Source organism: Fusibacter sp. A1 (assembly GCF_004125825.1).
Taxonomy (GTDB): Bacteria; Bacillota; Clostridia; order Peptostreptococcales; family Acidaminobacteraceae; genus QQWI01.
Window position 1 is genome coordinate 22,413 of sequence record NZ_QQWI01000014.1, and the last position, 26,847, is coordinate 49,259.

Sequence of the window (26,847 nt, forward strand, 5' to 3'; positions counted from 1 at the left end):
AAGAATAAAAGACGAATGAGTTGCACGAAGGGAGGGATGGGTTGTGTCTGCGGTTAGAAAACTGAATTATGAAGCATATGAACTTCCGTTAGTAGATCAAGAGGTCAATTACCGAAAAAAAGTCGCTTATCAGGCGCAACCTATCAGGCAAAGAATCCTAGCCACTATTGCAATCATTTGTGTGATTGCTTTTCTATCCAGTGTGTGTGTGCTGTTTATCACCCGGTATGTCGAAGTTTCGAAGATGCAGTATGATATCTTTCAAACAAAGCAGGAGATATCCAGACTGAAGATTCAAAGAGATGAACTTATAGGAATTAAAGAACTATCTATGGTAATGGAAGATGTAAGGGATTATGCGATGGCTAATCTTGACATGATAGAAGTAGACAGCAGTCATCAAGTCATTATCACTACCAGTGAGACCTATACGCTCTCACCGGAAATTTCCATGAAGAGTCTGCCTAAGTTTTCAAAGGCTGACGATGATAAGGGGAAACTCTATTATATAGGTCTAAAACTAAAAGAAGCGTTTGACTTTGACTGACTCAGCTAATGACCCAATTGGAGAATATGCTGAGTCTTTTACTTTGGAGGTGTGACAAATGAAGGTGAACCTGACTCATCAAAAACGATTGTTTGTGATTTATTTTTTTGTATCAATCCTATTTATTCTTCTAGTAGCACGATTATTTCAGTTTCAGATTTTGGATAGGGACAAGATCAAGGTAGCGGCTGACGACCAGATTTCTAGAAAAATCAATATCAGCGCAGAGCGTGGACCGATAACCGATAGAAACGGCGCAGTTTTGGCGTATACTTTAAAGTCCCATAATGTCATTATTGACAAAAAGACATTGATTGCAAATAAAGAGGCGGTAGACGAGGTGGAGCTGGCCAACCGGATTGCGCAGCAGTATCCCGCTGTCAGCGCGGACGAGATTCTTGAAAAACTTTATGCAAGCGATTCAGATGAAGTGGTAGTCATCGAAGGATTACCGCTTGAATATGTGCGGCCGGTGCAGTCGCTAGAAGACGCGTATCTGTCTGTCAAATCAGTCAACCTAAGAATTTATCCAAATCAGACCCTGGCATCCCACACGCTTGGAATCACCTCAGTGGACGGCGTAGGATTATCTGGGCTTGAGTATATGTATAACCTAGATCTGTCGGGAACGGATGGATTTATTGAAACAAGAACGGATGAGCTGGGCAGAAGGCTCCCGTATGCAGATGCGGTAGAAGGACCGGTAATCAACGGTTATACGATCGAAACGACACTAGACCTGACAATTCAGCATTTTGTAGAAGAGGCGATTGAAAAGGCCTATGTTGACACGCAGGCTCTAAGAGTGACCGCGGTGGTTCAACATGCACAAACGGGTGAGCTGCTTGCTATCGCAAGTGTTCCTGATTTTAATCCCAATTCTCCAAGAGAACCGATCTATGAAAGTCAGATTGAAGCGATGGAAAATCGTGCTGAAGACGTATCTGAGGCTGTTATCTATCAATCGTTCTGGAAAAATCCTGCAAATGAGTTCGTCTATGAACCTGGATCGACCTTTAAGATTTTCACAGGGGCTGTAGGGCTTGAAGAAGGAACGATACACCTAAATGATACCTATACCTGCAACGGTGTTTATTACGTGACAAAACAACCAAAAGCCTGCTGGTATACACGAGGCCACGGCGTTCAGACCTTGACAGAAGCGTTTGAAAACTCATGTAATGTCGCATTTATGCAAATCATCGAACAAGTCGGCAAAGAAAAGTTCTATGAGTATATGAAGGCGTTTAAATTAGATCAGAAGTCAGATATTGAACTCAACGGCGAGGCAAGACCGCAAATAGTCGGTGAAGAAAAGGCAGTACCTGTGGATCTTGCCAGCATGTCTTACGGACACGCCTTAGCGCTCACACCCATTCAGATGATGAAGATCATTACTGTTGTTTCGAGTGACGGCAAGCTGATTCAGCCATCCATCATCAAACGTGTGCTTGATGATGAAGGAAACGTCATAAAGGAGTTTGAACCGAAGATTGAAGGACAGGTCTTGTCGAGCAAAACAGCGCAACAAGTTCTCGATATGCTTACAAGCGTGGTCGTAAACGGTTCTGGTAAACGAGCAAGTGTTCCAGGATACAATATCGCAGGTAAAACAGGCACCTCGATCAAGAATATCAACGGCAGCTATGAGGATTCAACTATCGTACTGTCATCGTTTGCAGCGATCGTACCGTCTGATGATCCACTGTTCAACCTGCTTGTCGTTGTCGATGAGCCAAAGACAAAAGATATACACGGTTCGACAGTCGCCGCACCTATAGCAAGGGATATCATCGAAGACATTCTAAGATATTATGAAATGGAACCTAAGAATAAAATCGGCACTGAAACATTCGCCGCACCTGATTTTATAGGAATGGATGTCAAAAGTGCCAAGGAGCTTGCGGAATCAACGAATGTGGAACTGGTTGAAATTCTTGATGAGAATGAAACCGAGTTTGATCCAGATGCGATAATCACCAAACAATATCCGCTGGGCGGAACACTTATAGGCAAGGAAATCAAAATTTACATCAGCATAGATTCCTCGAAGTAGTGCATGAAGAATGAAGATTGTAAATGATTTCTGTGATATAATAGGATGGATTGTGGCTTATGCCTGCAATCCATTTTATTTAAGTAGGAGGATCTTATGATCGTTTCAATAAAAGAGATTTCAGTCTGGATCGATGCGGACTATCAGGGTGATGAAGTCGCAGTAACCGGCTTTTCGATCGATACCAGAATAATAAGAAAAGGCGATATGTTTGTCGCATTCGAGGGTGAGCATGTCAGCGGTGAAAGTTATGTCGCGCAAGCTTTTGAAAACGGAGCTGTCGCAGCACTTGTTTCACATAACTATAGCGGTAGCCAAAAGAATGTGATACGAGTTGAAAATACGCAACACGCGCTTCAGCGCATTGCAGGTGCCTACCGTAAGACACTGCCTACGCGAATAGTCGCGATAACAGGTTCTGTCGGTAAAACTACGACGAAAGATGTCATAGGTAAAGTGCTTGCTTCCAAGTTCAACGTGTTCAAGACCGATGGAAACTTCAATAACGAAATCGGCTTACCTTTGATGCTCTTGTCCATCGAGAAGGAGCATGAATGGGCGGTTCTTGAACTTGGTATGAACCATTACGGAGAACTGGCACTACTTTCTGAACTGACCAATCACGATATCGCAGTGATCACGAATATCGGTACGGCACATATCGAATTTTTCGGCTCAAAGGAAAACATCTTAAAGGCGAAATTGGAAATCGCATCTACCTTAAAGGAAGATCAGATACTGCTATTAAACGGCTGCGATCCTCTTTTGAATACGATTGAAAGTGATACGTTTAAAATAGAAAGAGTCGGTGACCCGACAAGGGATTCCATTTATGCAAAAAACATTAGGATAGGATCAGATACGACGCAGTTCGATTTGGTCGCCAATCATGTCGTAAAAACGGTGACGCTACCCCTGATCGGGGAACATCATGTCGGCAATGCTTTGCTTGCTGTCAACATAGGTCTAAGACTTGGGTTAGATCTTGATGAGATCGTGAAGAGTCTGAGAAACGTGGATGTTCCTAAAATGAGGTTTGAATCCGTAGAAAAGTCGGGAATCATCTTTATCAACGACGCATATAACGCAAGCCTTGATTCGATCATCGCCAGCGTATCCACCTTTGAAAAAATGCCGATCGGTAATCGCCTTGTGATCTTGGGCGATGTGTTTGAGTGCGGTGACTGGTCTCAGACCATCCACTGCGAAATCGGTAGGTCCTTAAATGGCTTTGGCGTGGATCTCATCTGTTTTGTAGGACTTGCTATGAAGCATGCCTTTGATGCCTACAGTGGTGAAAAGAAGTATTTTCAAAGCAAGAGTGAATGCCTAGAATGGCTCAATAGATCGCTTTGTGCGGGAGACCATGTTTTACTAAAAGCTTCACGAGGTATGAAACTTGAGACATTGATAGAAGAGTATGAGGGAGTATGAGATGACACAATTATTTTCGTTATTGCTGGGACTGACGATTACAGTCGCGCTAGGTCCTGTTTGGATACCGTTTTTCAAAAAACTGAAGTTCGGTCAATATATTAGGGAAGATGGACCTCAAGGCCATCTGAAAAAGGCAGGAACCCCGACATTCGGCGGGATCATGTTTGTCTTTTCAGCGCTGGTCGGCAGCCTGATTCTTGGGATTGTCAACAAATCCGTGTTAATGGTAATCGTAGCCACCGTAGGGTATGGACTGATCGGGTTTGCTGACGATTACATCAAAGTGATCAAAAAGGATAACTTGGGCTTAAGGGCATGGCAGAAGATGCTAGGTCTTTCTATTGTCACTGTCGGTCTATTCGCACTCTTTTTAACAGAACATACAGTGGTGTTTCCGGGAGGTATTTTTGGATTTTACAGTCCGGTTGCCGTGTTCATCTTCTTTGCCTTTATAGCAGTGGCTACGACAAATGCGGTCAATCTGACCGATGGAATTGACGGCTTATGCGCTTCTGTGACACTGATTGTCACTATTTTATTCAGCGTCCTTGCGTATCAGTCAGGTCAAACCCTGTTACTGGGCTTTGACTTGTTGATGGCGGGTGCGCTTATGGGATACCTTGTCTACAACTGGCATCCGGCAAAAGTATTTATGGGAGATACCGGTTCCTTGGCCTTAGGCGGATACGTTCTGGCAAATGCGGTACTGCTTAAGATTGAATGGTTCATCCCTGTATTCGGTCTGATTTATGTTTTAGAAACCTTGTCGGTAATCATTCAGGTCGCCTATTTTAAAAAAACAAAAAAGCGTTTCTTTAAGATGGCTCCTCTTCACCACCATTTCGAACTGATCGGATGGCGGGAAAAAAAGATTGTCTTTGTCGCAGGAGCGATCACATCTGCTCTTTGCGTGTTAACTTATTATGTAGTTATGCTATTGGGGTGATAAGATGAGATCTGTCGATAAATTGAACGTACTGGTCGTAGGCATGGCTAGTTCTGGTAGAGAAGCTGTGAAGCTACTTCATGAAAAAGGTGCAATAATCACAATAACTGATACGAAGCAAGCGAGTGAGATAGAAGGCTACGACGAGATAAGCCATCTGATTTCAAATGAACTATTGGGATCGCAAGCGATTGATGTGAAGGCATATGATCTTTTGGTCTTAAGCCCCGGGGTGCCTACAAAGCTTGATTTTATTGTAAAGGCGAAGGAACTAGGTATTCCTGTCTGGGCCGAAGTGGAGCTCGCCTTTCGGTTTGCAAAGGGGAAGTTTATCGGAATCACAGGAACAAACGGAAAGACGACCACGACGACAATCGTTGGAGAGATATTCAAGGCGGCGGGCTTTAAGACTAGTGTTGTAGGCAACATAGGACGACCTATTTCAGAAGCGGTACGTCTTGAAGATGATGTCGACAGGATCTATGTGACAGAACTAAGCAGTTATCAGCTTGAATCGGTACATGAGTTCAAGCCCTGGATCGCCGCGCTACTCAATATAACACCTGACCACCTTGCAAGGCATGGTACGATGGAAGAGTACGTCACTGCGAAACTAAGCCTTGTAAGGCACATGGAAGATGCGGACCACTTCATCATGAATGCAGATGATCCTGTCATACAAAAGCTTATGCATCAGTTTCCTGAGGCTAGACTGTTTTCAAGAGAAAGAAAAGATGTGGACACCTATGTGGTGGACGATGCAATTGTTACGTGTTCTGAAAGCGGATGCGAAGAGGTTATCAGAACAGATGAGATATTTATTAAAGGAAGCCATAACGTTGAGAATGCGCTTGCTGTTATTGCAATTTGTGATTTGGCAGGTATAGATGCAGCTGTGATGGCAGCTGTTTTAAAAGAATTCAAGGGTGTGGAGCATAGAAACGAGTTTGTTGCCGAGGTAAATGGAATACGGTATTTCAATGATTCAAAGGCTACAAACCCCGAAGCAAGCATCCCGGCCATAAAATCCATGGATAGACCGACCATCCTGATTGCTGGAGGGATGGATAAGGGAAGCGATTATAGCGGATGGATCAGCTATTTTCAAAACGTACGACACGTTGTCTTATTTGGAGAGACCAAGAACGATATCAAGGAAGCTCTCATCAGATCAGGTTTTACAGAGGTATCCGTAGTTGATACCCTTGAAGCGGCAGTTCAAGCTGCAAGTGGAATCGCCACTTCAGGTGACGCTGTGCTCCTATCGCCTGCATGTGCGAGCTGGGACATGTATAAAAACTTTGAAGTAAGAGGGGATGAATTCAAGCAATTTGTCTATGCGCTGCAAAAAGAAAGGTAGCTGCCAATGAAAGCGGTAAAAAAGAACGTAAAATTTGATTATTTCTTATTAACTGCGGTGCTGGCGCTGGTTGCTCTTGGAGTGGTGATGGTTTACTCATCTAGTTTTTACAATATGATCGTCAAACACAATTCACCGCAAAAAATGCTGTATGAGGGGCTAAAATTTGCGGGAGCTGGTACGATAGGCATGTTTGTCATGTCGCTTTTCAACTATAAGAAGCTATTTAAACTTGTACCATTTTTGTATATTACAGCGATCACGCTTTCTGGTGCAGTACTGATTTTCGGTAAAAGGATTTACGGTGCAAAGCGCTGGATCGATCTGGGGGTCATGAACGGAACGATCATGCCCTCTGAAATTGCCAAGATCGCCATCATTTTTACGTTTGCAGGCCTTGTGAGTCTTGCCGGTGACCGAATAAAGGGGTTAAGACAGTATTCATTAATGCTTGGTCTACTAAGCGCCTTATGTCTATTGACAGCCGTTCAGCCTGACTTTTCGACAGCCGCGCTGATGTTCACCTTAGGTCTGATCATGCTCTTTATCGCAAGGGTAAATATGATGCACCTACTATCAACGACCGGTATTCTGATGCTGGCCGGAGTGGGTTATGTTTCTATTGCGGAATATAGGATCAAAAGGGTATTGATCTGGTGGCACAATTTAAAAGATACGACCTATGTGTTTGAAGATGCCAGAAGACAGATCACCTATTCTGTTTATGCGCTCAGTTCGGGCGGTATGAATGGTGCGGGTCTAGGAATGAGCGAGTTGAAAAACCTTAGGCTTCCTGAGCCCTACAACGATTTTATCTTTGCGATCATCGGCGAGGAGCTAGGGTTTATTGGAAGCGTCTTGGTCTTACTCTTGTTTACCTTTGTTATTTTTAGAGTTTTTTCAATCGCTTTTCATTGCAAGGATATTTTTGGATTCATGATTGCAGCCGGAACTGGAGTCTTGATTTCGCTTCAGGTTGTGATCAATGTGGGAGTAGTGCTTAATCTGCTACCGACGACAGGAATACCGCTACCTTTTGTATCAAAGGGTGGTACTTCTCTTATCATATTGATGATGCTGATGGGCGTCGTTTTGAATATTTCATTACAAAATAAATTACATGAGGTGTCATCATGAGAATGATTGTAACAGGTGGCGGAACAGGTGGACATATCTATCCTGCAGTCGCAATAGCCAAAAGAGTGAAAATCGCGATTCCGGATTGTGATATGCTTTATATAGGAAGCGAATACGGTTTAGAAGAGAAAATTGTCAAGAAAGAAAATCTGGCGTATCAGTCTATTTCGGTCAGAGGATTCGATCGTAAAAACATTTTCAAGGCGATAGGAGCAGGATTCCTGCTGATAAAGTCCTTGTATCAATCATATAAGGTCATTAGAAGCTTTAAACCTGACCTGGTGATTGGAACCGGAGGATATGTCAGTGGACCGGTTGTGTTTATCGCTGCACTGCTTGGGGTGGACACAATGATCCATGAACAAAACGCAGTCCCGGGTCTTACGACTTCTCTTCTGTCTAGAGTGGCTAACAAGGTTCTTGTCAGCTATAAGGACTCCATGTCCTATTTTAAAAAGCAGAATAAGCTTCACTATACCGGCAACCCGGTTAGAGAAGCCTTTTCGAGAGCCGATAGGGACTTATCTAGAAAAAAATTAGGTATCAAAGATGATGAACTGGTCATCTTGTCCGTAGGTGGAAGCGGCGGTGCCACAACCATCAACAGACTTGCGAAGATCCTTGCCTATGAAGTCGAAAAAATGCCTAATGTAAGGTATTTTCATATCACAGGAAAAAGATTCTATGATTCTTTCTTAGAGTCGCTTGAGCTTGATAAAGTATCGGGTAGAGTGAAGGTGATGGATTATTCTGATGACATCGTGACCTTAATGGCTGCTTCAGATCTTGCCTTTAGCCGATCAGGTGCCATGTCTCTTGCAGAGATGGCTGCGGTATCGCTGCCAGCAATCTTGATTCCTTCACCCAATGTCGCAAATAACCATCAGGAGTTGAATGCGAGAGCATTCGAAAAGATAGGTGCCTGTGTCATGATCACAGAAAAGGATTTGACAGCAGAGCATTTCTTATCGGTAATCAATGCATTGATCAGCCAGCCTGATAAATTGAAGGTGATGCGCGGTAAATTCGAAAGTCTTTCAAGAGAAAATGCGCTGAATACGATAATGTCGATTATCTATGAATATAATTTGAGGTGATTTAATGAAGCGCTATGGTATAATGCTTGTGATAGCGATAATTTTGTTTGTGCTGTCCTTAATGCCTCTATTTAACATTAAAACCATTACAAAAAACACCAGTTCGAGCAATTTAACTCCATTTATGGTAGACTTATTGTTAGATCAAAATTGGCTTTGGAAGTCAGAGGATCAACTTGCAGATGAGTTGAAAAAGAAAAGTGATGTCGGCGATATCGTTGTAAAAAAAACAGGTCTACTGAAGGTAGAAGTATCTGTGACACCGCGTGAGGCTTTTCTTGCTGTGCATTCGGGCATGTATTATGTTATTATCGACACCTACGGAATTGTAATCGAAGTATCCGAATTGCCTGAAGCTCCATTCGTAGTGGAAGGTTTTCATGTTGTTTCTTCGAAGATAGGACACCAGATAGTTGCAGAAAATATGGAACTTATAGAACGTGCGGCACAGCTTGCCTATCTTTTTGATGAATATGTCGGCAATAATCCGACCATATCGCTTGTAGATGGCGAACTGGTCATCGGAATGACCGATGATATAACGATGAACTTCGGTACTGCGGACGAGATTGTGGAGCAATTTTCGAAAGCAATTGAACTTTATAAGAGTATGCTTGCCAAGGGTAGCGACAAGGGAATTATCAATGTTAAAAATATTAATCAGATTATCCTAGAACCCAATAAAAAGTAGGTAGAAGATGAAAATAAGAGATCAAATAATTATAGGAATCATTTGTGTGATTTTAGGCGTATTCGCCGCAATCCAGTTTAAGACGGTGCAGGACAATTACCTCGAAGGATTAATCCCTTCGCAGCGTTCCACACAGCTGGTGAATGAACTGACCAAGTTAAGAGCGGATAAGACCATGTTATCAGAAGAACTTTCCAATTTGGAAACGCAGCTTAATGATATCACTGAATCTGTAGCTAGCGATAACGCTTTAGTAAAAGGAATGCAGGATCAGCTTGAAAGATACAAGATGATCGCCGGGTTCACAGATATACAAGGACAAGGTGTGATTGTGACGGTTGATAATCCTGTTCCAGGTTCTGCCAGCTCGCTCGACAGCGATATCGTGAGTGAGTTCCATTATATCCTAATGCTTGCCAATGAACTGAATGCAGCTGGTGCTGAAGCGATATCGATCAACGAGCAGCGCCTGATTTCAACATCAGAAATACGTTCTGCCGGCGATGCGATCAGCATCAACAGAACACAGTGCTACCCTCCTTTTGTCATTAAGGCGATAGGCAACAGGGATGTTCTTGAAAATGCCTTGAACCCTCGATTTGGAATGATCACAATTTTAAGAAGCAGAGATTTTCAGGTTGAGATCACACGATTCGATACGATCAACATACCTAAATACAACGACATCATAAATTGGCAATACGCAAGACCAAAAGAGCAGTAGGTGATAAGATGACTGGCAATAAGAAAGTTATGTTCCTATTGATGATTCTTGTGGGCATACTGGTGACGTATGAGCTTAGATTGCTGTCTATTGGCGGTCAATATGTCGAACTTGAGGACATCGCGCTGCTCAAGCGTCAGGTATCCGACATGGAACTATCACTCATGCAGACCAGACAACAAATCGATGTGGTCAAATCGGAGATAACAGCGATACAATACGGGTCGCCAACCGAACAGGATATCACCGACCACCTACAAGAAGAAATTGACAAGTATATGATGTATGCCGGATTGACAGACGTAGAAGGGGAAGGAATCATCGTAATCATCAACGACGGTTACCGGGAACTACTGGAAAATGAGGACCCTATGGGTTTGATTGTTCATGACGCGGATGTAAGCAAAGTCGTTGAGGATCTAAAAAACTCAGGTGCGGAAGCGATATCGGTCAATGGAATAAGGATCGTTCAGGGACTCACCGAGATCATCTGCAATGGTCCGACAATCAGAATCAATGGTGTTCAACAGGCTCAGCCATATATCATAAGGGCGATCGGCGATAAGTACAAGATGGAAAATGTATTGATGGCACCTGACTCCAACCTAAGGGCGCTTAACCGCTTTGGACTGGTTGTCGAAGTCAATACCAAATCATATATGGTGATAGGAAAGTATCAAGGGAAAAATTGGTTTGATTATGCGAAAATCAAAGAATAAGTGAAAAGTGATAGGTGAGAGTATGTTAATTGCGATAATCGGTTTGTTATTAGGCGTGGTCATAGGATTGAATGCCCCTATTTTATTCGGAGGCAGTTATACCGTTTACGTCTCAGTGGGAATACTCGCTGCCATAGATTCCATATTCGGCGCGATCAGATCCAATATGGACAAGAAGTTCAATGCGGTGATTTTCTTTACAGGGTTTATTACAAATGCCATTTTGGCCGGTTTTTTGGCCTTTATAGGCGATAAGTTGGGGCTTCCTCTTTACTATGCGGCGATGTTTGTCTTCGGTTCTAGATTGTTTGACAATCTTGCTGTGATCAGAAGGCATATCATCAGTAAATTTTCGCATGAAAAATTCTAGAAAATTGTAAAAACATACTGTGTACCCATGTCAAATAGACACTAAATGTGGTATATTAAATATTGACGGAAGTAGTAGTGGCACACTTCGTGGTAGTTTTAAAATTATTGGTAACATTGCTCGTGCAATGATTCTTATAGAGGGGGAAGTTGACGTGTTAGAATTCGATATCGATATGGAACAATTTGCTCAGATTAAAGTAGTTGGTGTCGGTGGTGGCGGTAATAACGCTGTAAACCGAATGATTGAAGCCAATTTAAAAGGTGTTCAGTTTATTGCTGTCAATACGGATAAACAGGCACTGTACACATCTAAAGCAGAATACAAAATTCAAATTGGGGAAAAGTTGACAAGAGGCCTAGGTGCTGGAGCAAATCCAGAGATGGGATCTAAAGCTGCTGAAGAAAGCCGCGATGATATTTTCCAAGCATTACAAGGTGCCGATATGGTATTCATCACTGCTGGAATGGGTGGCGGAACCGGTACTGGTGCTGCGCCTATCGTTGCAGAGATTGCAAAGGAAATGGGCGTTTTAACAGTAGGTGTTGTGACAAAGCCGTTTACATTTGAAGGTAAGCGTAGACGCACACACGCTGAAAAGGGAATTGAAGAACTTAAAAAAAGAGTCGATACGTTAGTTACTATTCCAAATGACCGCTTACTTCAGGTTGTTGAGAGACGTACTTCTATCGTGGAAGCATTTAAAATAGCGGATGATGTATTACGTCAAGGTGTTCAAGGTATCTCGGATCTTATCACTACACCAGGTCTTGTAAATCTTGACTTCGCGGACGTAAAGACAATCATGTATGAGCGTGGTCTTGCTCACATGGGAATCGGTAAGGCAAGCGGTGAGAACAGAGCTGCAGAAGCGGCCCGTCAGGCGATCCACTCACCACTCCTTGAGACGACAATCAACGGTTCGAAGGGTGTTCTACTCAACATCACCGGTGGTAACAGTCTAGGCCTTCATGAAGTCAACGAGGCTGCTGAGATTGTTTCTGAATCAGCGGATCAAGATGCGAATATCATCTTCGGAGCAGTAATTGACGAAGATTTGAAAGATGAAATTAGAATTACTGTAATTGCTACTGGCTTTAACGACGGACAATTCGATGAGTTGTTTGTTGATAAGGTGGTACAGAAGACGATTCAAGAGCATGCGAAAACGTCTGAGCCGCAACAAGCTGAAAAAGCTCAGGCACCAGTGCAAAACGGTACGAACCAGGAAGAAGACGATCTTGATATCCCAACATTCTTAAGAATGACAAGAGATCAATAGTTCCTAACGAGCATAGAGCCAGTTTGACATTCAATCAAGCTGGCTTTTTTTGTAAATAGGGCTTAACATGTAGGAGAGTATTCATGACACATAGGATAGATCAACTTGAAAATGGCATGATACTGAGTGAAGATGTTTATGATGAATCTGGAGAGCTGATTCTTAGTTTGGGAACGGTTCTTTCCAGCGCACAAATCGATCGCTTAGAAGAGCGTGGTGTTTTATTTGTAAGTATCGTAGTGCATAGTGATGATGTAAATGTCAATCCTGTGGTCGCTCGTGAAGCTCAAATCCATGAGAAGTACAACGACGCCGTGCATCGGTTCAAAGATGTCTTTCAAACGCTAAAATTCGGAAATAAAATAGCATATTCGGATGTCGAGGATATCGCTTCTCCGCTTGTCGATGAGGTAATGGAGAACACGAGTATCGCAAGGCAATTATGGCAGCTGAAGACCTGTGATCTTTATACATTTGACCACAGTGTCACCGTATCGCTTGTTAGCGCCTTATTGGCAAAGTGGCTTAAGTTCGATGAAGCGACAGTTAGAGACGCGGCTGTCGCGGGTTTGATGCATGATATTGGAAAGATCAATATTCCAGACCAGATTTTAAATAAACCAAGTTCCTTGACAGCCGAAGAATACAAGGTAATGAAAACACATGCCACTTTAGGGTATGTCTTGCTGATGAATAACGGCAATATGCCACATCAGGTCATAGCTGCCGTGCATCATCATCATGAAAGGTATGACGGCACGGGATATCCGTCCGGTCTGGTAAGAAATGAGATTGAACCGCTAACCCGTATTGTTGCTATTGCGGATGTGTTTAGTGCGATGACAACGCATAGGGTCTATAAGAAGGCGAAAAACCCGTTCTTAGTAGCAAAGGAAATGCGTGAGGCAAGCTACGGAAGCCTTGATCCGGAGTATATCCAAGCTTTTATCACAGGTATCAGCAATTACTATGTGGGCAATGTGGTTAAATTAAGCAACCATGAAGTCGGTGAAGTGATCATGATCCATAAATCAGAACCGCATCGTCCACTGGTCAAAGTTGGCGACAAGTTTATCGATCTGATTAAAGATCACACAATTGATATTGAAGAAGTCGTATTTTAAAACAACCAGAACACTTAGTTCCGGTTGTTTTTTTTATGTTCGAGAAGAATGATGAGAATAGATAGGATAGGTATTGCGACTGTTGTGAAAGCATACTTGTAGTAAGCGGTTGCCGGTACGTTTGTGACCGACTTTACAAGCAGAGCGTTGATGTTCCAAGGAATGATGGGCACTAAGATAATCGCGAAGTCGGATATGGTACGAGATAGATAGGAAACATCTATGTTTTTTTGCTTGAAGAGTTGGGTGTAATGCCTTCCGGTGATTATCGCGGGAAGCGATTGATTGCAGGTCATTACCATGATGATAAAGGAGACCAGTCCGGAGGACAGCATAAGTTTTGTGTAGTTTGTCGTCCATTTGTCCAAACGCTGAAAAATCGGATCAAGCAGATTGCCATACTCGTAGAGCGCATTCAGGGTGGCAGCCGATGAGATGACGATGAAAATACCGACCATTGAAATCACACCTGCACCCGAAAACAACTCTGTGAGTTCGTTCGATTCAGGATGAAATCCTACCACAGCTGTTTTTAGAAGGTATGTCAGTGGGATACCCTCTCCAAATCCGATAAGTAGGGCACTCACTAGGGAATAGCATACCGACTTAAGGATTCCTTGCTTAAAAATCACCACAGATAGAACCAGTACAATTACAGGTAATAGTTTATAAGGGGTCATCTCAAACAGGCTGGAAAGGAGCTCTTTGTTTTCAGCGATACTCATATAAGTGGATGCGTCAGCGATATATGGCGAACCCAAAATATAATAGAGGACAGCTGAAATCAAAAGAGGAAGATAAGAGGTCTTCAGTAATCCTTTTATATGATTGTCTATCTCAGTGCCGACAACGGTCGCAGTTAAGTTGGCACTGCTTGAAAGCGGGGAAGTCCTATCGCCAAAGTATGCACCTGAGACGATGGCTCCTACCATCAGTTCTGCAGGGACGTGAAGGGTGGCGCCAAGAGCGAGCATGAGCGTGCCGATGGTACCGATGGTTCCTATTGCTGTTCCGAGAATCATGGAGATGACCAAGGAAAGAAGGAATGCGGCCAGTACCAAATTTATCGATGTCAAAAAAACGAAGCAATAATTGAGGAGCGTAGCAAGTACACCACTACTCATCCAGACGGCGATCAAACCTCCTATAGAACCTAAAATGACGATTACAGGCAGTATACGCCTGATACCATATGCCATTGACGGGAGCATGCTTTTTAAAGCGGCTCCTTTTATTATATAGACTGTACCTGTAACCGTTAAAGCGGCTAAGAGCCCTACATACATGGGTAACGAAAGCAGTAGGCAGATTGCCAGTGAAAGGACCAGGAATGCTACCAGAAGGGTAGCTTCGTAAAATTTTATGCTATTCATAGAATCACCTCTGAACAAGTTTAACACAAGGAGGATTCTTTCTCAAACTATTGAAATGGATTACATTGATAATCATTTTCGTTTATTTTCATATTTGCGCATATTGCATGTTTTACTGGGTATATTCGTAATGAAACGGAGGACGCACCTATGATACAATTCTGGATTTCAAAAGAACGAGATGTATTTCATAATTTGGCGATTGAGTCATGGTTGTTTAAAGAAAATGACGGATCACATATTCTATTCTGGGTAAATGAGCCTTCCGTAGTCATTGGAAGGAATCAGATTCCTTGGAAGGAGGCACATCTAAAAGAACTGTATTCCATGGATGCGAGTCTTGCAAGAAGAATCAGCGGTGGAGGTGCCGTATATCACGATGGTGGCAACTTGAATATCAGCTTTATCAATGTATCCACCAAGGATGACCACTACAGGTTGATTAAAGAAACACTCGATGGGTTTGGTATCGAAGCGAAAATTGATGCCAGGGGCGGGATTAGCGCAAGCCAAGGGAAGTTTTCGGGAAGCGCGTATTACCTGTATCAGGGAAAGCTCCTTCATCACCTTACCTTGCTTGTTGATTCGGATCTTGATAAGTTGTGGACGTTTTTAAAAATCAGTAATGAAGCAACAACTTCAAAGGCGGTCGAATCCGTTCGAGAAAAAGTAGTCAATTTAAGTGATTTATCCCCAGAACTAACTACCGGCAAACTGATCGATAGCATACTGGCCCAATATCAAGCATGCAGTCTTAGGGAAATCACAGTAGCTGAAAACAATGAAATCGATAAGTATGTTCAGGAATTTAGAAGTTGGGAATGGATTTTTGGCAAGACGCCGGAGTTTTTAAAAAAACATCAAGGATGTGAGGTAAAAGTCATCAAAGGCAGAATTGCAGAAATAACGGGTGATGACAGGCTAAAAAACAGGATTGGAGCTCCATATCGACCAGACTATTTTGAGTATGACAATTTAAAGGAGGAACAAAATGTATTTTAAATCATTTAATCCGCTGGATGGCGAACAGCTGCAAATTATGAATGAACATGGTGAGATCATAAGAGATGACCTTATGCCGGATATTTCGGATGAGGACCTGATCGAAATGTATAAGACCATGTTGTTTTCTAGAGTAATCGACACAAAAACCTTACAATACCAGCGTCAAGGACGCATGTTGACTTATGCGCCAAATTTAGGACAAGAGGCTACCCAAGTGGGAACGATCGCAGCTACAAGATCTACCGACTGGATGGCGAGCGCTTTCAGAGAACTAGGTGCCTGGCTCTATAGGGGGGCTCCTTTATACAACATCCTCTTGTACTGGTATGGAAACGAATGGGGCATGCATATGCCCGAAGATGTGAAGATACTCCCTGTAAGTGTACCGATCGCATCGCAGCTTCAACACGCTGCCGGACTTGCTTATGCTTCTGTGCTTAAGGGTGAGGACGACATCGCTATCGGATATGTCGGTGATGGCGGAACCTCGCAAGGTGACTTTCATGAAGCACTTAATTTCGCGGCTGTGATGAACACTCCAAATGTATTTATCGTTCAAAACAACCAGTATGCGATTTCTACGAAACGCTCTCAACAGACCAATGCCGCGACAATCGCACAAAAGGCCATCGCCTATGGAATGCCAGGCATACAGGTGGATGGGAATGATATCTTCGCTGTCTATGCAGCGACTGAAGAAGCGGTGAAAAGAGCCCGTAGCGGTGGCGGTCCGAGCTTGATCGAATGTTATACCTATAGGCTTGGAGCACATACCACAGCTGATGACCCGACAAAATATAGGGACAATGAAGAAGTAGAGCAGTGGAAAAAGAAGGATCCGATTGACAGACTAAAAAAACATCTGATCATGAAAAACCTTTGGACCGAGGAGAAGGACCTGGAGCAAATTGAGAACTACGGACAATATGTAAAGTCCACTTTTGAGAAAGTGGAGAATTCAGGCCTGGTGCCTTTAGAGGATGTTTTCGATTACCATTATGAAAAAAGAACTCCTGAGCTTGAACGTCAATATCAGGAACGCAAGGCATATAATTCGTCGATAGGTTCATAGTCTAGGAGGTTATTATGGCTATTTTAAATGTAATAGAAGCGATTACGCATGCGCTGGATTTAGAAATGAGCAGAGATGACCGTGTGGTTGTTTTTGGAGAAGATGTGGGATTTGAAGGTGGTGTTTTTAGGGCCACTGTCGGACTTCAAGAGAAATTTGGTGTGAAGAGATGCTTCGACTCTGTCTTAGCTGAATCCGCAATTATCGGAAGCGGGATAGGTATGGCCATCAACGGTCTGATACCGGTGGTTGAAATCCAATTCTCGGGTTTCATGTTCCCAGGATACAATCAGATTGTCACACATGCGGCGCGTATGCGCAACAGGTCAAGGGGAAGGTTCACCGTCCCTATGGTGATCAGGATGCCTTACGGAGGTGGGGTAAGAGCACTTGAACACCACTCTGAAAGTCTAGAAGTGCTATTTTCACACATACCTGGTCTTAAGGTTGTGATTCCATCGACGCCTTATGACGCAAAAGGTTTGTTGCTTGCCGCAATCAGAGATCCGGATCCGGTGATATTCTTAGAACCGAAACGTATCTATCGGGCGTTCAAGCAAGAGATTCCAGATGAAGACTACACGATCCCTCTTGGAAAAGCAAAAGTCATCAAGGAAGGCGCAGACCTGACGGTGGTTTGCTGGGGTGCGATGGTCAGAGATGTTCAAAAGGCGATCGAACCACTAGAAAAAGAAGGGCATAGTATTGAACTTATCGATTTAAGGACGATTGCTCCTTGGGATAAGGATACAGTGATAGAATCGGTCAAAAAGACTGGAAGAATTGCGGTGATTCATGAGGCTGCAAAATCGTATGGTCCAGCCGCAGAAATCATAACAGCGGTTAATGAAGGCGCTTTTTTATACCTGGAAGCTCCTCCAAAACGGATCACTGGTCTTGACACCATCGTTCCGCTCCCAAAAGGCGAACATCACTATTTACCTGACGCACAGTATATCGCTCAAGAGCTGAAATCTGTGCTGACATTCTAGGAGGCCCATATGTATGAATTCAAATTTGCCGATATTGGTGAAGGCATTCATGAAGGTGTCATTCATGAATGGTTGGTCAAAGAAGGCGAGACAGTTAAAGATGGACAGGCGCTCTTTTTAGTGGAAACTGACAAAGTGACCGCTGAAATACCAAGTCCTGTGGACGGTGCGATTGAAAAAATCAATTATGCGGTGGGTGAAACCATTCATGTAGGTGATGTAGCAGTGGTGATCGACGATGGACTTGGTCATCACATAGAAGTCGCTCCACCTGACGAGGTTCCTCACCATAAGGAATCGGTAGAAGAGGCGGGGAGTACAAGTGTGGTAGGAGAAATCGAAGTATCCTCTGTGGTCATCCCCTCAAGTTTTGAAGTATCGCAAGAAAAACCTGTGGCTCCGTCAAGCAGAAAAGTGCTTGCTACGCCGGTCGCAAGAAAAATGGCCAAAGATCTGGGCGTGGATATTACAGAAATCACGGGTAGCGGAACAAGCGGTAGGGTTATGAAGAACGATATCAGCGAATTCGCCAGACTTAAAAATCAAACGAACGACACAAAAGTCGTACAGGTTGATGACAAGACTGACAAGGGTATCGAAACGAGTGGAAACATCGAACGAATCAAGATGTCAATGCTCCGTAAGACGATTGCCAGAAACATGGTTCAGTCCAAGTTTACGATTCCGCATACTGCTGCGATGGATGACATAGACGTCACAGCGCTTGTGGCCTACAGAAAAGCGCTCAATGAAAAATATGAAGAGCGCGGAATCAAGTTGACCTTTATGCCATTTGTCCTTAAGGCAGTGGCGCTAGCGTTAAAGGAACATCCGATTGTCAATTCGTCATTGGATGAAAGCAGCGACGAGATTGTGATCAAGCATTTTTACAATATCGGAATCGCGACGGATACTCCGGATGGTCTGATGGTGCCTGTACTAAAAGATGTGGATAAGATAGGCCTGTTGGCTATTTCTCAACAAGCCAAAGCATTAGCAGAACAAGCCAAGACGCATACTCTAAAACTAGAGGATATGAAAGACGGTACCTTTACCATCACCAATTACGGAGCGGTCGGTGCGAAATATGGCGTGCCTGTCATCAAGTATCCAGAAGCTGCGATACTTGGAATAGGTACGATATTCAAAGCGCCAGCTGTCGGACCATCGGGTGAGGTCGTCATTCAGGATACGCTCCCGATTTCAATCTCGTTCGATCATAGAATTGTCGATGGCGCCGATGCGGGTCGATTCATGCAGTCCTTGAAAAGACTGTTGTCAGACCCGGATTTGTTACTGATAAGTTGAGGAAACGATATGAAAACATATGATATTGCAATCATTGGAGGAGGCCCAGGTGGTTACGTGGCCGCCATAAAGGCGGCACAACTTGGGTACGATACGGTACTGTTCGAGGCGCATAAGATAGGCGGCATCTGCTTGAACTACGGCTGCATACCTACAAAGACACTACTGAAAACCGCAAAACTTTTTAAAGAAATCAAACACGCCAAGATTTTCGGCATCGATATCGATGGTGTGGAGTCCGCGAGGATCAACTGGGACCATATGATGCTAAGAAAAGACAAGGTGGTCAAGCAATTGACCGGAGGAGTCTCATCACTGCTAAAACATAACGGAGTGACCGTAATCAGCGGATTTGCGAACGTGACCGATAATCACACCCTTGAAGTCGACGGCGACCGCTATGGATTCAAGCAGTTGATCGTAGCAACAGGCTCATCACCGGTGATGCCTTCGATACCGGGTCTGGAAGAGGCTGTGAACAAAGGATATGTGATCGATTCGACTGGAGCGATTGCTCTGAAGAGCTTACCGAAAAAACTTGTCATTCTCGGTGGTGGGGTTATTGCAGTGGAATTTGCGACCCTATATTCCAATTTAGGGACAGAAGTGGTCCTAATCCAGCGCTCATCTGAGATATTGTCATTCTTAGATAAGGATGTGAAATCCACCATGCACAAACATCTGGTCAAATCCGGGGTTAAGATTATCACAGAAACCAAGATAAAGGAAATTCGAGGGAATCAGGTCATCTTTACTAAGAACGGAGAGGACCATCGTGAAACCGGCGATTTCATTTTGGCAAGCCTGGGTAGAAAACCAAATCTGCGTGGCCTTGAGGCGTTGAACCTTGAACATGATAAGAAAGGTATTCTTGTTGACGAGCGGATGAGGACGAATATTGACAATGTTTACGCGATCGGCGATGTCAACGGCAAATATATGCTGGCCCATGTGGCTTCGGCAGAAGGAATATCGGCAGTAGAAGCGATTCACGGCGAAGGGCATCCGGTCGATTATAACAAAATCCCATCTTGCATCTATAGTTTTCCAGAAGTCGGTGTCGTCGGTCTGACTGAAGATCAGGCAATTGAAAAGGGGTATGATGTCACAACGAGCATATTTCCTGTTTCTGTCAACGGTAAAGCACTTGCTGAAGGCGAAAGTGTAGGCTTTGTAAAACTGATTGCCGACAAAAAATATGGAGAAGTGATCGGAGTCCATATTATTGCCTCACATGCTACGGATATGATAGCTGAGGCGGTTGCTACTATGGAACTTGAAGGTACGATCCACGACCTTGCCAAAGCGGTTCATCCGCATCCGACACTATCTGAACTAGTAATGGAAGCCGCACATAGCGCTTTGGGGAATCCGATTCATATGAAAAAGTAACTCAAACGACTCAATTATGATTTAGCCATAATTGAGTCGTTTTATTTATGCTATAATAAATTATCATTGACTGAGGAGATTATTATGGTGAAAAAGCAACGAAGGAATCCGAGTAGGATGCTACATAAAATCAAGGCGAAGCAGACTAACTCCAGAAATCTTAAAATGTTGGAACACGTCAGCTGTTCAGATCTGCCTATTATATTTGTTAGCGTCGAAAAAAGAGAGGAATCCTATCAAAGCAGTATCTCCTACATCGCACCATCCATAAAATGGGCGCGTCGCCTGCATGATGAAAGGTCGATACTGGAATTGTTCGACGACAATAGCAAGTGGCATATCAAACATCAGTTGGAGCGGTCAGCAATTTTTGAACTACCTATTACCTATGAAGCAAGACTTGACGGTGAAAAAGATGTCTATGTCTCCATCAATCTTAACCCTGTCATCAATGACTTGAAGGTGTTGACGTGGTCTGGAATGATTGTTGACATCACTGAAAAGAAGATGCATGAGATATCCATGCAGCAGGAAAAGGCTTTCCTTGAAGAGTTGTTCGAGGTAAATGGAAACTTATTGTGTACGACGGACTTAAGCGGAAATCTCTTAAGGTATAATGAGTCCTTTAAAAGCATTTTAGGTTTTGAGGATGTGGTCTTATCCGCGGATGAGTTTTGGCCTGGGATTTTAGATGCCGGCGCATATGAGTTGCTGAAAACTAAAGTGAAGCAATTAGATAGAAAAAGTAAATATCAAAGCGTTACGACAAATGTAAATACGAGATATGGCCAAAAGACCATTGCGTGGACATTGTCCAAGGTCAAATTGAAAGAGGATGAGTCCGAATCGATTGTGCTGTCTGGAGTTGATATCACGCTTCAAAGGAAGACTGAGCACGATTTGAATCTGACAAACGAGCAGTTGAAAACCAAGAACACTCAGGTGGAAAGGGTGGTCACGCTTCAGGAGACCCTGTTTAGCATATTCGAGCAGCTAAGGAATACAAAAACCCATAAGGATGTTTATGAGCTGATTTCAACTGAGTTCGCCTCTATCTTGGAGTTTAGAAATCTCTTTATCTGCCTTAAGGAAAACAAGCGAAGTGACACGTTCAATTTTTTCGATCTGAACAGAGAGTTCACACAAATGGATAAGAACCTCTATTTTGTCGAACAAAAGGGCATTCTTGGACAGGTCATCAACAAGAAGGAAGCATTCTTCTCCGGTGATGTGAAAAAAGAGGATACCTATATCGTCCATGATGAAAGGTCCAATTCGATACTGATGGTCCCGATCGTGTTCAACGATTTTCTCTGGGGAGTGATAGGTCTTGACAGTACTGAATATAACGCCTATGACGTGATTGAAATAGATATGATAAAACTCGCCGCATCTCATATCTCACTCTATTTTGAAGAGTTGGAGTCTAAAAATGAACTGGTGGCGGAGGCTTCAAAACTTAGAAAGCTTCACGATGCTTTCAGCTGTATCTTAAACGAGAGGACAGATGACGAGATTGCTGACCATATCATCGGTCAGCAACTGCTGAAACATCTGGCTGTCTATCGCAGTTTTGATGATGACCTTTCGCTGGTAAGCGACGCATCTAACGAGGACATACCGCTTGTTGAGGATTATGCCAAGGCGTTTGTGGATCATGCCATGACAAGGACGACAAGCAGAATTCAGACAACCGCAGGTGGAACCGTGTATCACCTGTCACATCCTGTTGTGAATCAAGAAGAGGTGCTGGGAGTCTTATATTCAGTAAAAGTGACTCCTTTTATTGCGCAGGAGACCAACATAATCGCAATTCTCGCAGATCAGCTTGCGGTTTATTGGCGGCTCAATCAGATGATAGTGCAGTCAAAAAGAGAAGCGCTGATTGATCCCCTGATGGATATTTGGAACCGAAGATATATGATCAGGTGTTTGGAAGAAGAGGATGCGAGGATAAAAAGGTACGACGGGATCGCCAGTATCGCGCTAATCGATTTAGGAAACTTTAAGGAAATCAATGACACATATGGTCACATTTTCGGGGATCAGGCACTAAAGATCGTCGCCCGTGTGTTGAAGGCCAACATGAGAGAAACCGATTCAGTAGGCAGATACGGTGGTGACGAATTCTTGATTCTTATGCCGAACACGGGCAGCGATGAGGCTCAGACGGTACTTGAACGAATCACTGAAGAACTGAACGAAACCCCGGTGATTTCCGATGCTTTCTTTGTAACCGCGGATTACGGTATCGCAACCATACCTGAAGATACATTTTCGATGATGGACGGAATACGGGTTGCAGATGAAAGAATGTACAGAAACAAACGAAGCAGAAAAGGAAAGTTCATTAAGATAGATATGGAATAGAATTAACCTGTTCTTAATATGGGCGTGTGTTCAATGATCTATAATGAAGGTAATTGACTTAAGGAGGAACTTGTGGCTAAGCTTGAAGTAGTGATAATTGAAGATGACGAACATATCGTGGAACTCCTGAAATACAATCTCGAAGAAAACGGTTATTCGGTCCATTACTCGACAAACGGAAGCGAGGGTCTAGAACTGGTGACGAACATCTTACCTGATGTTTTGCTTCTTGACTTGATGATTCCCGAACTAGATGGATTTGAAGTATGTAAAAGACTCAAACAGAATGAACAGACCCGTGAAGTCCCTATTATCATGCTGACCGCAAAGGGCAGTGAGATGGATAAGGTGCTTGGCCTTGAAATCGGGGCGGATGACTATTTGACAAAACCTTTTAGCATACGTGAACTTCTAGCAAGGGTGAAGGCGGTTCTTAGACGTTCGGTGCAGGCAACCAAGAATAGCAGCAAGCAATTTAAAGTAGGAAACCTGACGGTCGACATTGATAAACACGAGGTATCGAGAAACGATGAAGTATTTCAGCTGACTTATAAGGAGTTCGAACTACTGAAAATCTTACTGGAGAACCGTGGAAGGGTACTGACGCGAGATGAGTTGCTTGATGCGGTATGGGGATATGAGTACTATGGTGAAACCAGAACGGTCGATGTTCATGTCAGACATCTCAGAAAGAAAATAGAGACCGAGTCGGAAAAATACATCGAGACCATTCGTGGTGTCGGATACAAGATCAAGTAGGCAGAGCTTAAATGCTCTGCTTTTTTTATTGGAACCATCCGACTTAACACGGCTTTAACATGACCTTAATTACACTTAACAAAGCATTAACTTAGACAAAACATACGAAGGGGTTCTACACGTTATAATTACCTTGTCAATTAAAACTTGAAAGGAGAAATCAAGAATGAAATTAGGATTAAATAAGTTGGTAATACTCGTAGTCGCACTAGTAATGGTAGTTGGAATTTTTGCAGGATGTTCTTCAAATGCGTCAGACAACGGAGGGCAGCCAGCGCCAGAACAAAAGGAAACTGTAAATGCGTCAGATGACGCAGGGCAGCCAGCGACAGAACTAAAGGGATCTATCAATGTTGTCGGTTCTACATCGGTGACACCTGTGGCGCAGCAGCTTGCAGAGAAATTTATGGAAATCAATAGTGGCGTCAAAGTGAACGTTCAAGGAGTAGGGTCTTCTGCAGGCGTTAAAGCGACAGATGACGGTTCTGCAGCAATCGGAATGGCTTCAAGAAACCTCAAAGAAGCTGAAAAAGCTTGGGGAATCGATGAATATGTAATCGCTTTTGACGGTATTGCGGTTGTTGTACATCCATCGAATGGGGTAAAAGAACTGACAACGGATCAGGTAACAGCTATCTTCAACGGCTCGATTAAGAACTGGAACGAGCTTGGCGGTTCGGATCACGAAATCCTAGTTGTGTCACGAGAAGAGGGTTCTGGTACGAGAGGCGCATTTGAAGAGTTGATGAACTTAGAATCCGACAACGGTTCTACAGTTAGGGAAGATGCATTGTTCGCTGAAGGAAACGGCGCTGTAAAGGCGAATATCGCTTCTAAGGACTACGCAATCGGATATGTGTCATTATCCTACTTGGATGAATCCGTTCAAACGGTTAAGATTGACGGTGTGGAAGCAACAGTCGAGAACATCGTCGCTGGAAGTTACAGTGTATCCAGGCCTTTCCTGATGCTTACAAAAGGTCAAGTAGATCCTCTGGCTCAGGCGTATTTGGACTTCGTATTTTCGGCTGAAGGACAAGCCATTGTCGCTGAAAACTTAATTCCAGTCAAGTAGTTTTTACGAAAATCCTAGCTATAGCAAGCATAAACGAACAGTCCCGATTGGGACTGTTTTTTTTATGTCTTTTAAGTTTACATCGACTTAACAAATCCTTAACCTATGTTGAACATGACGAAAGAGTTGAGCTGATATAATGAGTGAGAAAAAGGGAGGAATAAGGATGAGTAATGAAAGTGTGGCTGTGCAAGTTGCAATCAAGGCCTCTGAACCAAAAAACGATGATGCGGGCCTGTCTTTGAAAAAGATGAATGACGCTTCAAAAAAGCGTATGAATAAAAAAAGAGCTTTACTTGAAAAATCAGTGGAAAATGTGTTTTTAATCGCAGCTCTTATCGCTGTTGTCAGTGTTGTCGGGATTCTGTTTTTCATTTTAATGAAAGGACTTCCTGCGATTCAGGAGATAGGACTATTCAATTTTGTCTTAGGGCAGAAATGGAAACCAAGTGCTGAGCTTTACGGTATCTTCCCGATGATCCTGACCTCGATCTATGCTACGGCAGGCGCCATCGCATTCGGGGTGCCAGTCGGGATTCTGACAGCGGTATTTATGGTTGAAATCGCGCCGGAGTGGCTTCAAAGGATCATCCGTCCGACCATCGAACTGTTAGCGGGAATTCCATCTGTTGTTTACGGTTTCTTCGGACTCTTGGTATTTGTGCCGATCATCGACGGTATTTGGGATAACGGCGGAAACAGTCTGCTTGCGGCGATCATGATCCTTGGAATCATGATTCTTCCAACAATCATCACTGTAACTGAAACAGCGCTCAGATCGGTGCCTAAAGAATATAAAGAAGGCGCGCTCGCTTTAGGAGCCACTCACATGCAGACGATTTTCGGTGTGATGGTTCCAGCAGCGAAGTCTGGAATTCTCGCAGCTGTGGTGCTTGGTATCGGTCGTGCGGTAGGTGAAACAATGGCGGTGATCTTAGTTGCGGGCAATTCGACGCTCATGCCTACAAGCGTACTGGACAGGGTCAGAACAATGACTGCGAATATCGCGATGGAAATGGGATACGCGTTCGGTCTCCACCAAGAAGCCCTCTTTGCTACAGGTGTGGTACTTCTCGTATTCATCATGCTGCTTAATATTCTGCTAAGTAAACTTACTGGCAATACGGAAAGGTCATAGGTCATGGAACAGCTAAGAGTAGGTTCAAAACAAAAAAAACGTAGGGATTTGTCAGAAAGATTGCTAAAGGGCCTGATCTTTTTATCGGCTTTCATCACAGTAGGCATGCTTTTATGGATACTGAGTTATATTGTATTCAATGGTATAAAGGAAGTTTCGTGGGAGTTTTTAACCACCTCGCCTAAAGGTGAGGAAGGTGGGATACTTCCTATGATACTGAATACGATCTATATTATCGTACTTGCGCTGATGATTTCGACTCCAATCGGCGTCCTTTCCGCAATCTATCTTGTGGAGTACGCGAAACCGGGCAAAACCGTCAGGTTCATCAGATTTTGCACAGAGTCGCTTGCTGGGATTCCATCCATCATCTACGGACTATTCGGTCTGATTTTCTTTGTTACGCTGCTCAAATGGCAGTTCTCAATGATTTCAGGTGCCGTCACCCTAAGCATCATGGTGCTTCCTACAATGATTCGGACAACTGAAGAAGCGTTAAAGGCGATACCGAACGGATATAGGGAAGCCAGCATGGGGCTGGGCGCCTCTAAGCTTAGAACAGTTATGAAAGCGGTTCTCCCCAGCGCACTTCCAGGAATATTGGCAGCAATCATATTGAATACAGGAAGAATTGTAGGCGAGACAGCTGCGGTGGTCATGACTGCGGGTATGTCACCCTATATAGCAAAGTCTGCAAGCGAATCGGGTAGAACCCTTGCTGTGCACATGTATCTGCTTGCAAAGGAAGGCATATCCTTTGAAAAGGCATATGCCACAGCGACCGTGCTTGTAATTATCGTCTTATTGATCAACTTATCGACCAAGCTCGTAGCAAAACTGCTAAGCAGGGATAAGGATAAAGTCTGATGGAGA

Annotated in this window: 24 protein-coding genes; 23 read left to right on the forward strand and 1 reads right to left on the reverse strand. The window is 43.5% G+C overall.

The genetic code is table 11. The features are described from left to right. The first annotated feature begins 43 nt into the window (after positions 1-43). From DWB64_RS16690 to DWB64_RS16750, 13 genes are all read left to right on the forward strand, one after another. Complete coding sequence (locus DWB64_RS16690; protein WP_129489385.1) at positions 44-547, forward strand: hypothetical protein; 504 nt, start codon at positions 44-46, stop codon at positions 545-547. Between the two features lie 58 nt (positions 548-605). After that, positions 606-2,603 (forward strand): penicillin-binding transpeptidase domain-containing protein, encoded by a 1,998-nt coding sequence (locus DWB64_RS16695; RefSeq protein WP_129489386.1) that lies wholly within the window; start codon positions 606-608, stop codon positions 2,601-2,603. A 96-nt stretch (positions 2,604-2,699) separates the two neighbouring features. Then, a complete protein-coding gene (gene murF / locus DWB64_RS16700) occupies positions 2,700-4,037 on the forward strand; it encodes a UDP-N-acetylmuramoyl-tripeptide--D-alanyl-D-alanine ligase (protein ID WP_129489387.1) in 1,338 nt (445 codons plus the stop codon). Position 4,038: 1 nt separating this feature from the next. Next, positions 4,039-4,986 carry a phospho-N-acetylmuramoyl-pentapeptide-transferase gene (gene mraY, locus DWB64_RS16705; protein WP_243118994.1) on the forward strand — a complete coding sequence of 316 codons (948 nt, stop codon included), beginning with the start codon at positions 4,039-4,041 and terminating at the stop codon, positions 4,984-4,986. Between the two features lie 4 nt (positions 4,987-4,990). After that, on the forward strand, positions 4,991-6,346 hold the full coding sequence (murD, locus tag DWB64_RS16710) for a UDP-N-acetylmuramoyl-L-alanine--D-glutamate ligase (protein ID WP_129489389.1): 1,356 nt from the start codon (positions 4,991-4,993) through the stop codon (positions 6,344-6,346). Between the two features lie 6 nt (positions 6,347-6,352). Further along, positions 6,353-7,483, forward strand: a complete 1,131-nt coding sequence (locus DWB64_RS16715; protein ID WP_129489390.1) for an FtsW/RodA/SpoVE family cell cycle protein — start codon at positions 6,353-6,355, stop codon at positions 7,481-7,483. After that, the gene (gene murG / locus DWB64_RS16720) at positions 7,480-8,580 is read left to right on the forward strand and encodes an undecaprenyldiphospho-muramoylpentapeptide beta-N-acetylglucosaminyltransferase (protein WP_129489391.1); all 1,101 of its coding nucleotides are present in this window, start codon (positions 7,480-7,482) and stop codon (positions 8,578-8,580) included. The genes DWB64_RS16715 and murG overlap by 4 nt, the downstream gene beginning before the upstream one ends. A gap of 4 nt (positions 8,581-8,584) precedes the next feature. Then, positions 8,585-9,271: a cell division protein FtsQ/DivIB gene (locus DWB64_RS16725; protein WP_164980467.1), complete on the forward strand. Its 687-nt coding sequence runs from the start codon at positions 8,585-8,587 to the stop codon at positions 9,269-9,271. A 7-nt stretch (positions 9,272-9,278) separates the two neighbouring features. Beyond that, complete coding sequence (locus DWB64_RS16730; RefSeq protein ID WP_129489393.1) at positions 9,279-9,995, forward strand: DUF881 domain-containing protein; 717 nt, start codon at positions 9,279-9,281, stop codon at positions 9,993-9,995. Between the two features lie 8 nt (positions 9,996-10,003). Then, on the forward strand, positions 10,004-10,714 hold the full coding sequence (locus DWB64_RS16735) for a DUF881 domain-containing protein (RefSeq protein ID WP_129489394.1): 711 nt from the start codon (positions 10,004-10,006) through the stop codon (positions 10,712-10,714). Positions 10,715-10,736: 22 nt separating this feature from the next. Beyond that, positions 10,737-11,084 (forward strand): small basic family protein, encoded by a 348-nt coding sequence (locus DWB64_RS16740; RefSeq protein ID WP_129489395.1) that lies wholly within the window; start codon positions 10,737-10,739, stop codon positions 11,082-11,084. 154 nt (positions 11,085-11,238) lie between these two features. Further along, complete coding sequence (gene ftsZ / locus DWB64_RS16745; protein ID WP_129489396.1) at positions 11,239-12,366, forward strand: cell division protein FtsZ; 1,128 nt, start codon at positions 11,239-11,241, stop codon at positions 12,364-12,366. An 83-nt stretch (positions 12,367-12,449) separates the two neighbouring features. After that, positions 12,450-13,490 (forward strand): HD-GYP domain-containing protein, encoded by a 1,041-nt coding sequence (locus DWB64_RS16750; protein WP_129489397.1) that lies wholly within the window; start codon positions 12,450-12,452, stop codon positions 13,488-13,490. 14 nt (positions 13,491-13,504) lie between these two features. Here the strand turns inward: DWB64_RS16750 and DWB64_RS16755 are convergent, their stop codons facing one another. Next, a complete protein-coding gene (locus tag DWB64_RS16755; protein ID WP_129489398.1) occupies positions 13,505-14,863 on the reverse strand; it encodes a Na+/H+ antiporter NhaC family protein in 1,359 nt (452 codons plus the stop codon). A gap of 150 nt (positions 14,864-15,013) precedes the next feature. Between DWB64_RS16755 and DWB64_RS16760 the strand changes: the two genes are divergently transcribed. The 10 genes from DWB64_RS16760 (at position 15,014) to pstA (ending at position 26,841) form a co-directional block, all read left to right on the forward strand. Beyond that, positions 15,014-15,865 (forward strand): lipoate--protein ligase, encoded by an 852-nt coding sequence (locus tag DWB64_RS16760; protein ID WP_129489399.1) that lies wholly within the window; start codon positions 15,014-15,016, stop codon positions 15,863-15,865. Beyond that, the gene (gene pdhA / locus DWB64_RS16765; RefSeq protein WP_129489400.1) at positions 15,855-16,940 is read left to right on the forward strand and encodes a pyruvate dehydrogenase (acetyl-transferring) E1 component subunit alpha; all 1,086 of its coding nucleotides are present in this window, start codon (positions 15,855-15,857) and stop codon (positions 16,938-16,940) included. The genes DWB64_RS16760 and pdhA overlap by 11 nt, the downstream gene beginning before the upstream one ends. 14 nt (positions 16,941-16,954) lie before the next feature. Further along, on the forward strand, positions 16,955-17,932 hold the full coding sequence (locus DWB64_RS16770) for an alpha-ketoacid dehydrogenase subunit beta (RefSeq protein WP_129489401.1): 978 nt from the start codon (positions 16,955-16,957) through the stop codon (positions 17,930-17,932). Between the two features lie 9 nt (positions 17,933-17,941). After that, on the forward strand, positions 17,942-19,240 hold the full coding sequence (locus DWB64_RS16775; RefSeq protein ID WP_129489402.1) for a dihydrolipoamide acetyltransferase family protein: 1,299 nt from the start codon (positions 17,942-17,944) through the stop codon (positions 19,238-19,240). 9 nt (positions 19,241-19,249) lie between these two features. Next, on the forward strand, positions 19,250-20,632 hold the full coding sequence (lpdA, locus tag DWB64_RS16780) for a dihydrolipoyl dehydrogenase (RefSeq protein WP_129489403.1): 1,383 nt from the start codon (positions 19,250-19,252) through the stop codon (positions 20,630-20,632). Between the two features lie 84 nt (positions 20,633-20,716). Beyond that, the gene (locus tag DWB64_RS16785) at positions 20,717-23,002 is read left to right on the forward strand and encodes a sensor domain-containing diguanylate cyclase (protein ID WP_129489404.1); all 2,286 of its coding nucleotides are present in this window, start codon (positions 20,717-20,719) and stop codon (positions 23,000-23,002) included. 72 nt (positions 23,003-23,074) lie between these two features. Beyond that, positions 23,075-23,761 (forward strand): response regulator transcription factor, encoded by a 687-nt coding sequence (locus DWB64_RS16790; protein WP_129489405.1) that lies wholly within the window; start codon positions 23,075-23,077, stop codon positions 23,759-23,761. Positions 23,762-23,927: 166 nt separating this feature from the next. Beyond that, on the forward strand, positions 23,928-24,836 hold the full coding sequence (locus DWB64_RS16795) for a phosphate ABC transporter substrate-binding protein (protein WP_129489406.1): 909 nt from the start codon (positions 23,928-23,930) through the stop codon (positions 24,834-24,836). 250 nt (positions 24,837-25,086) lie between these two features. Continuing rightward, positions 25,087-25,974 (forward strand): phosphate ABC transporter permease subunit PstC, encoded by an 888-nt coding sequence (gene pstC, locus DWB64_RS16800; protein ID WP_256369623.1) that lies wholly within the window; start codon positions 25,087-25,089, stop codon positions 25,972-25,974. Positions 25,975-25,977: 3 nt separating this feature from the next. Then, positions 25,978-26,841 (forward strand): phosphate ABC transporter permease PstA, encoded by an 864-nt coding sequence (gene pstA / locus DWB64_RS16805; RefSeq protein WP_129489407.1) that lies wholly within the window; start codon positions 25,978-25,980, stop codon positions 26,839-26,841. Positions 26,842-26,847 lie beyond the last annotated feature (6 nt).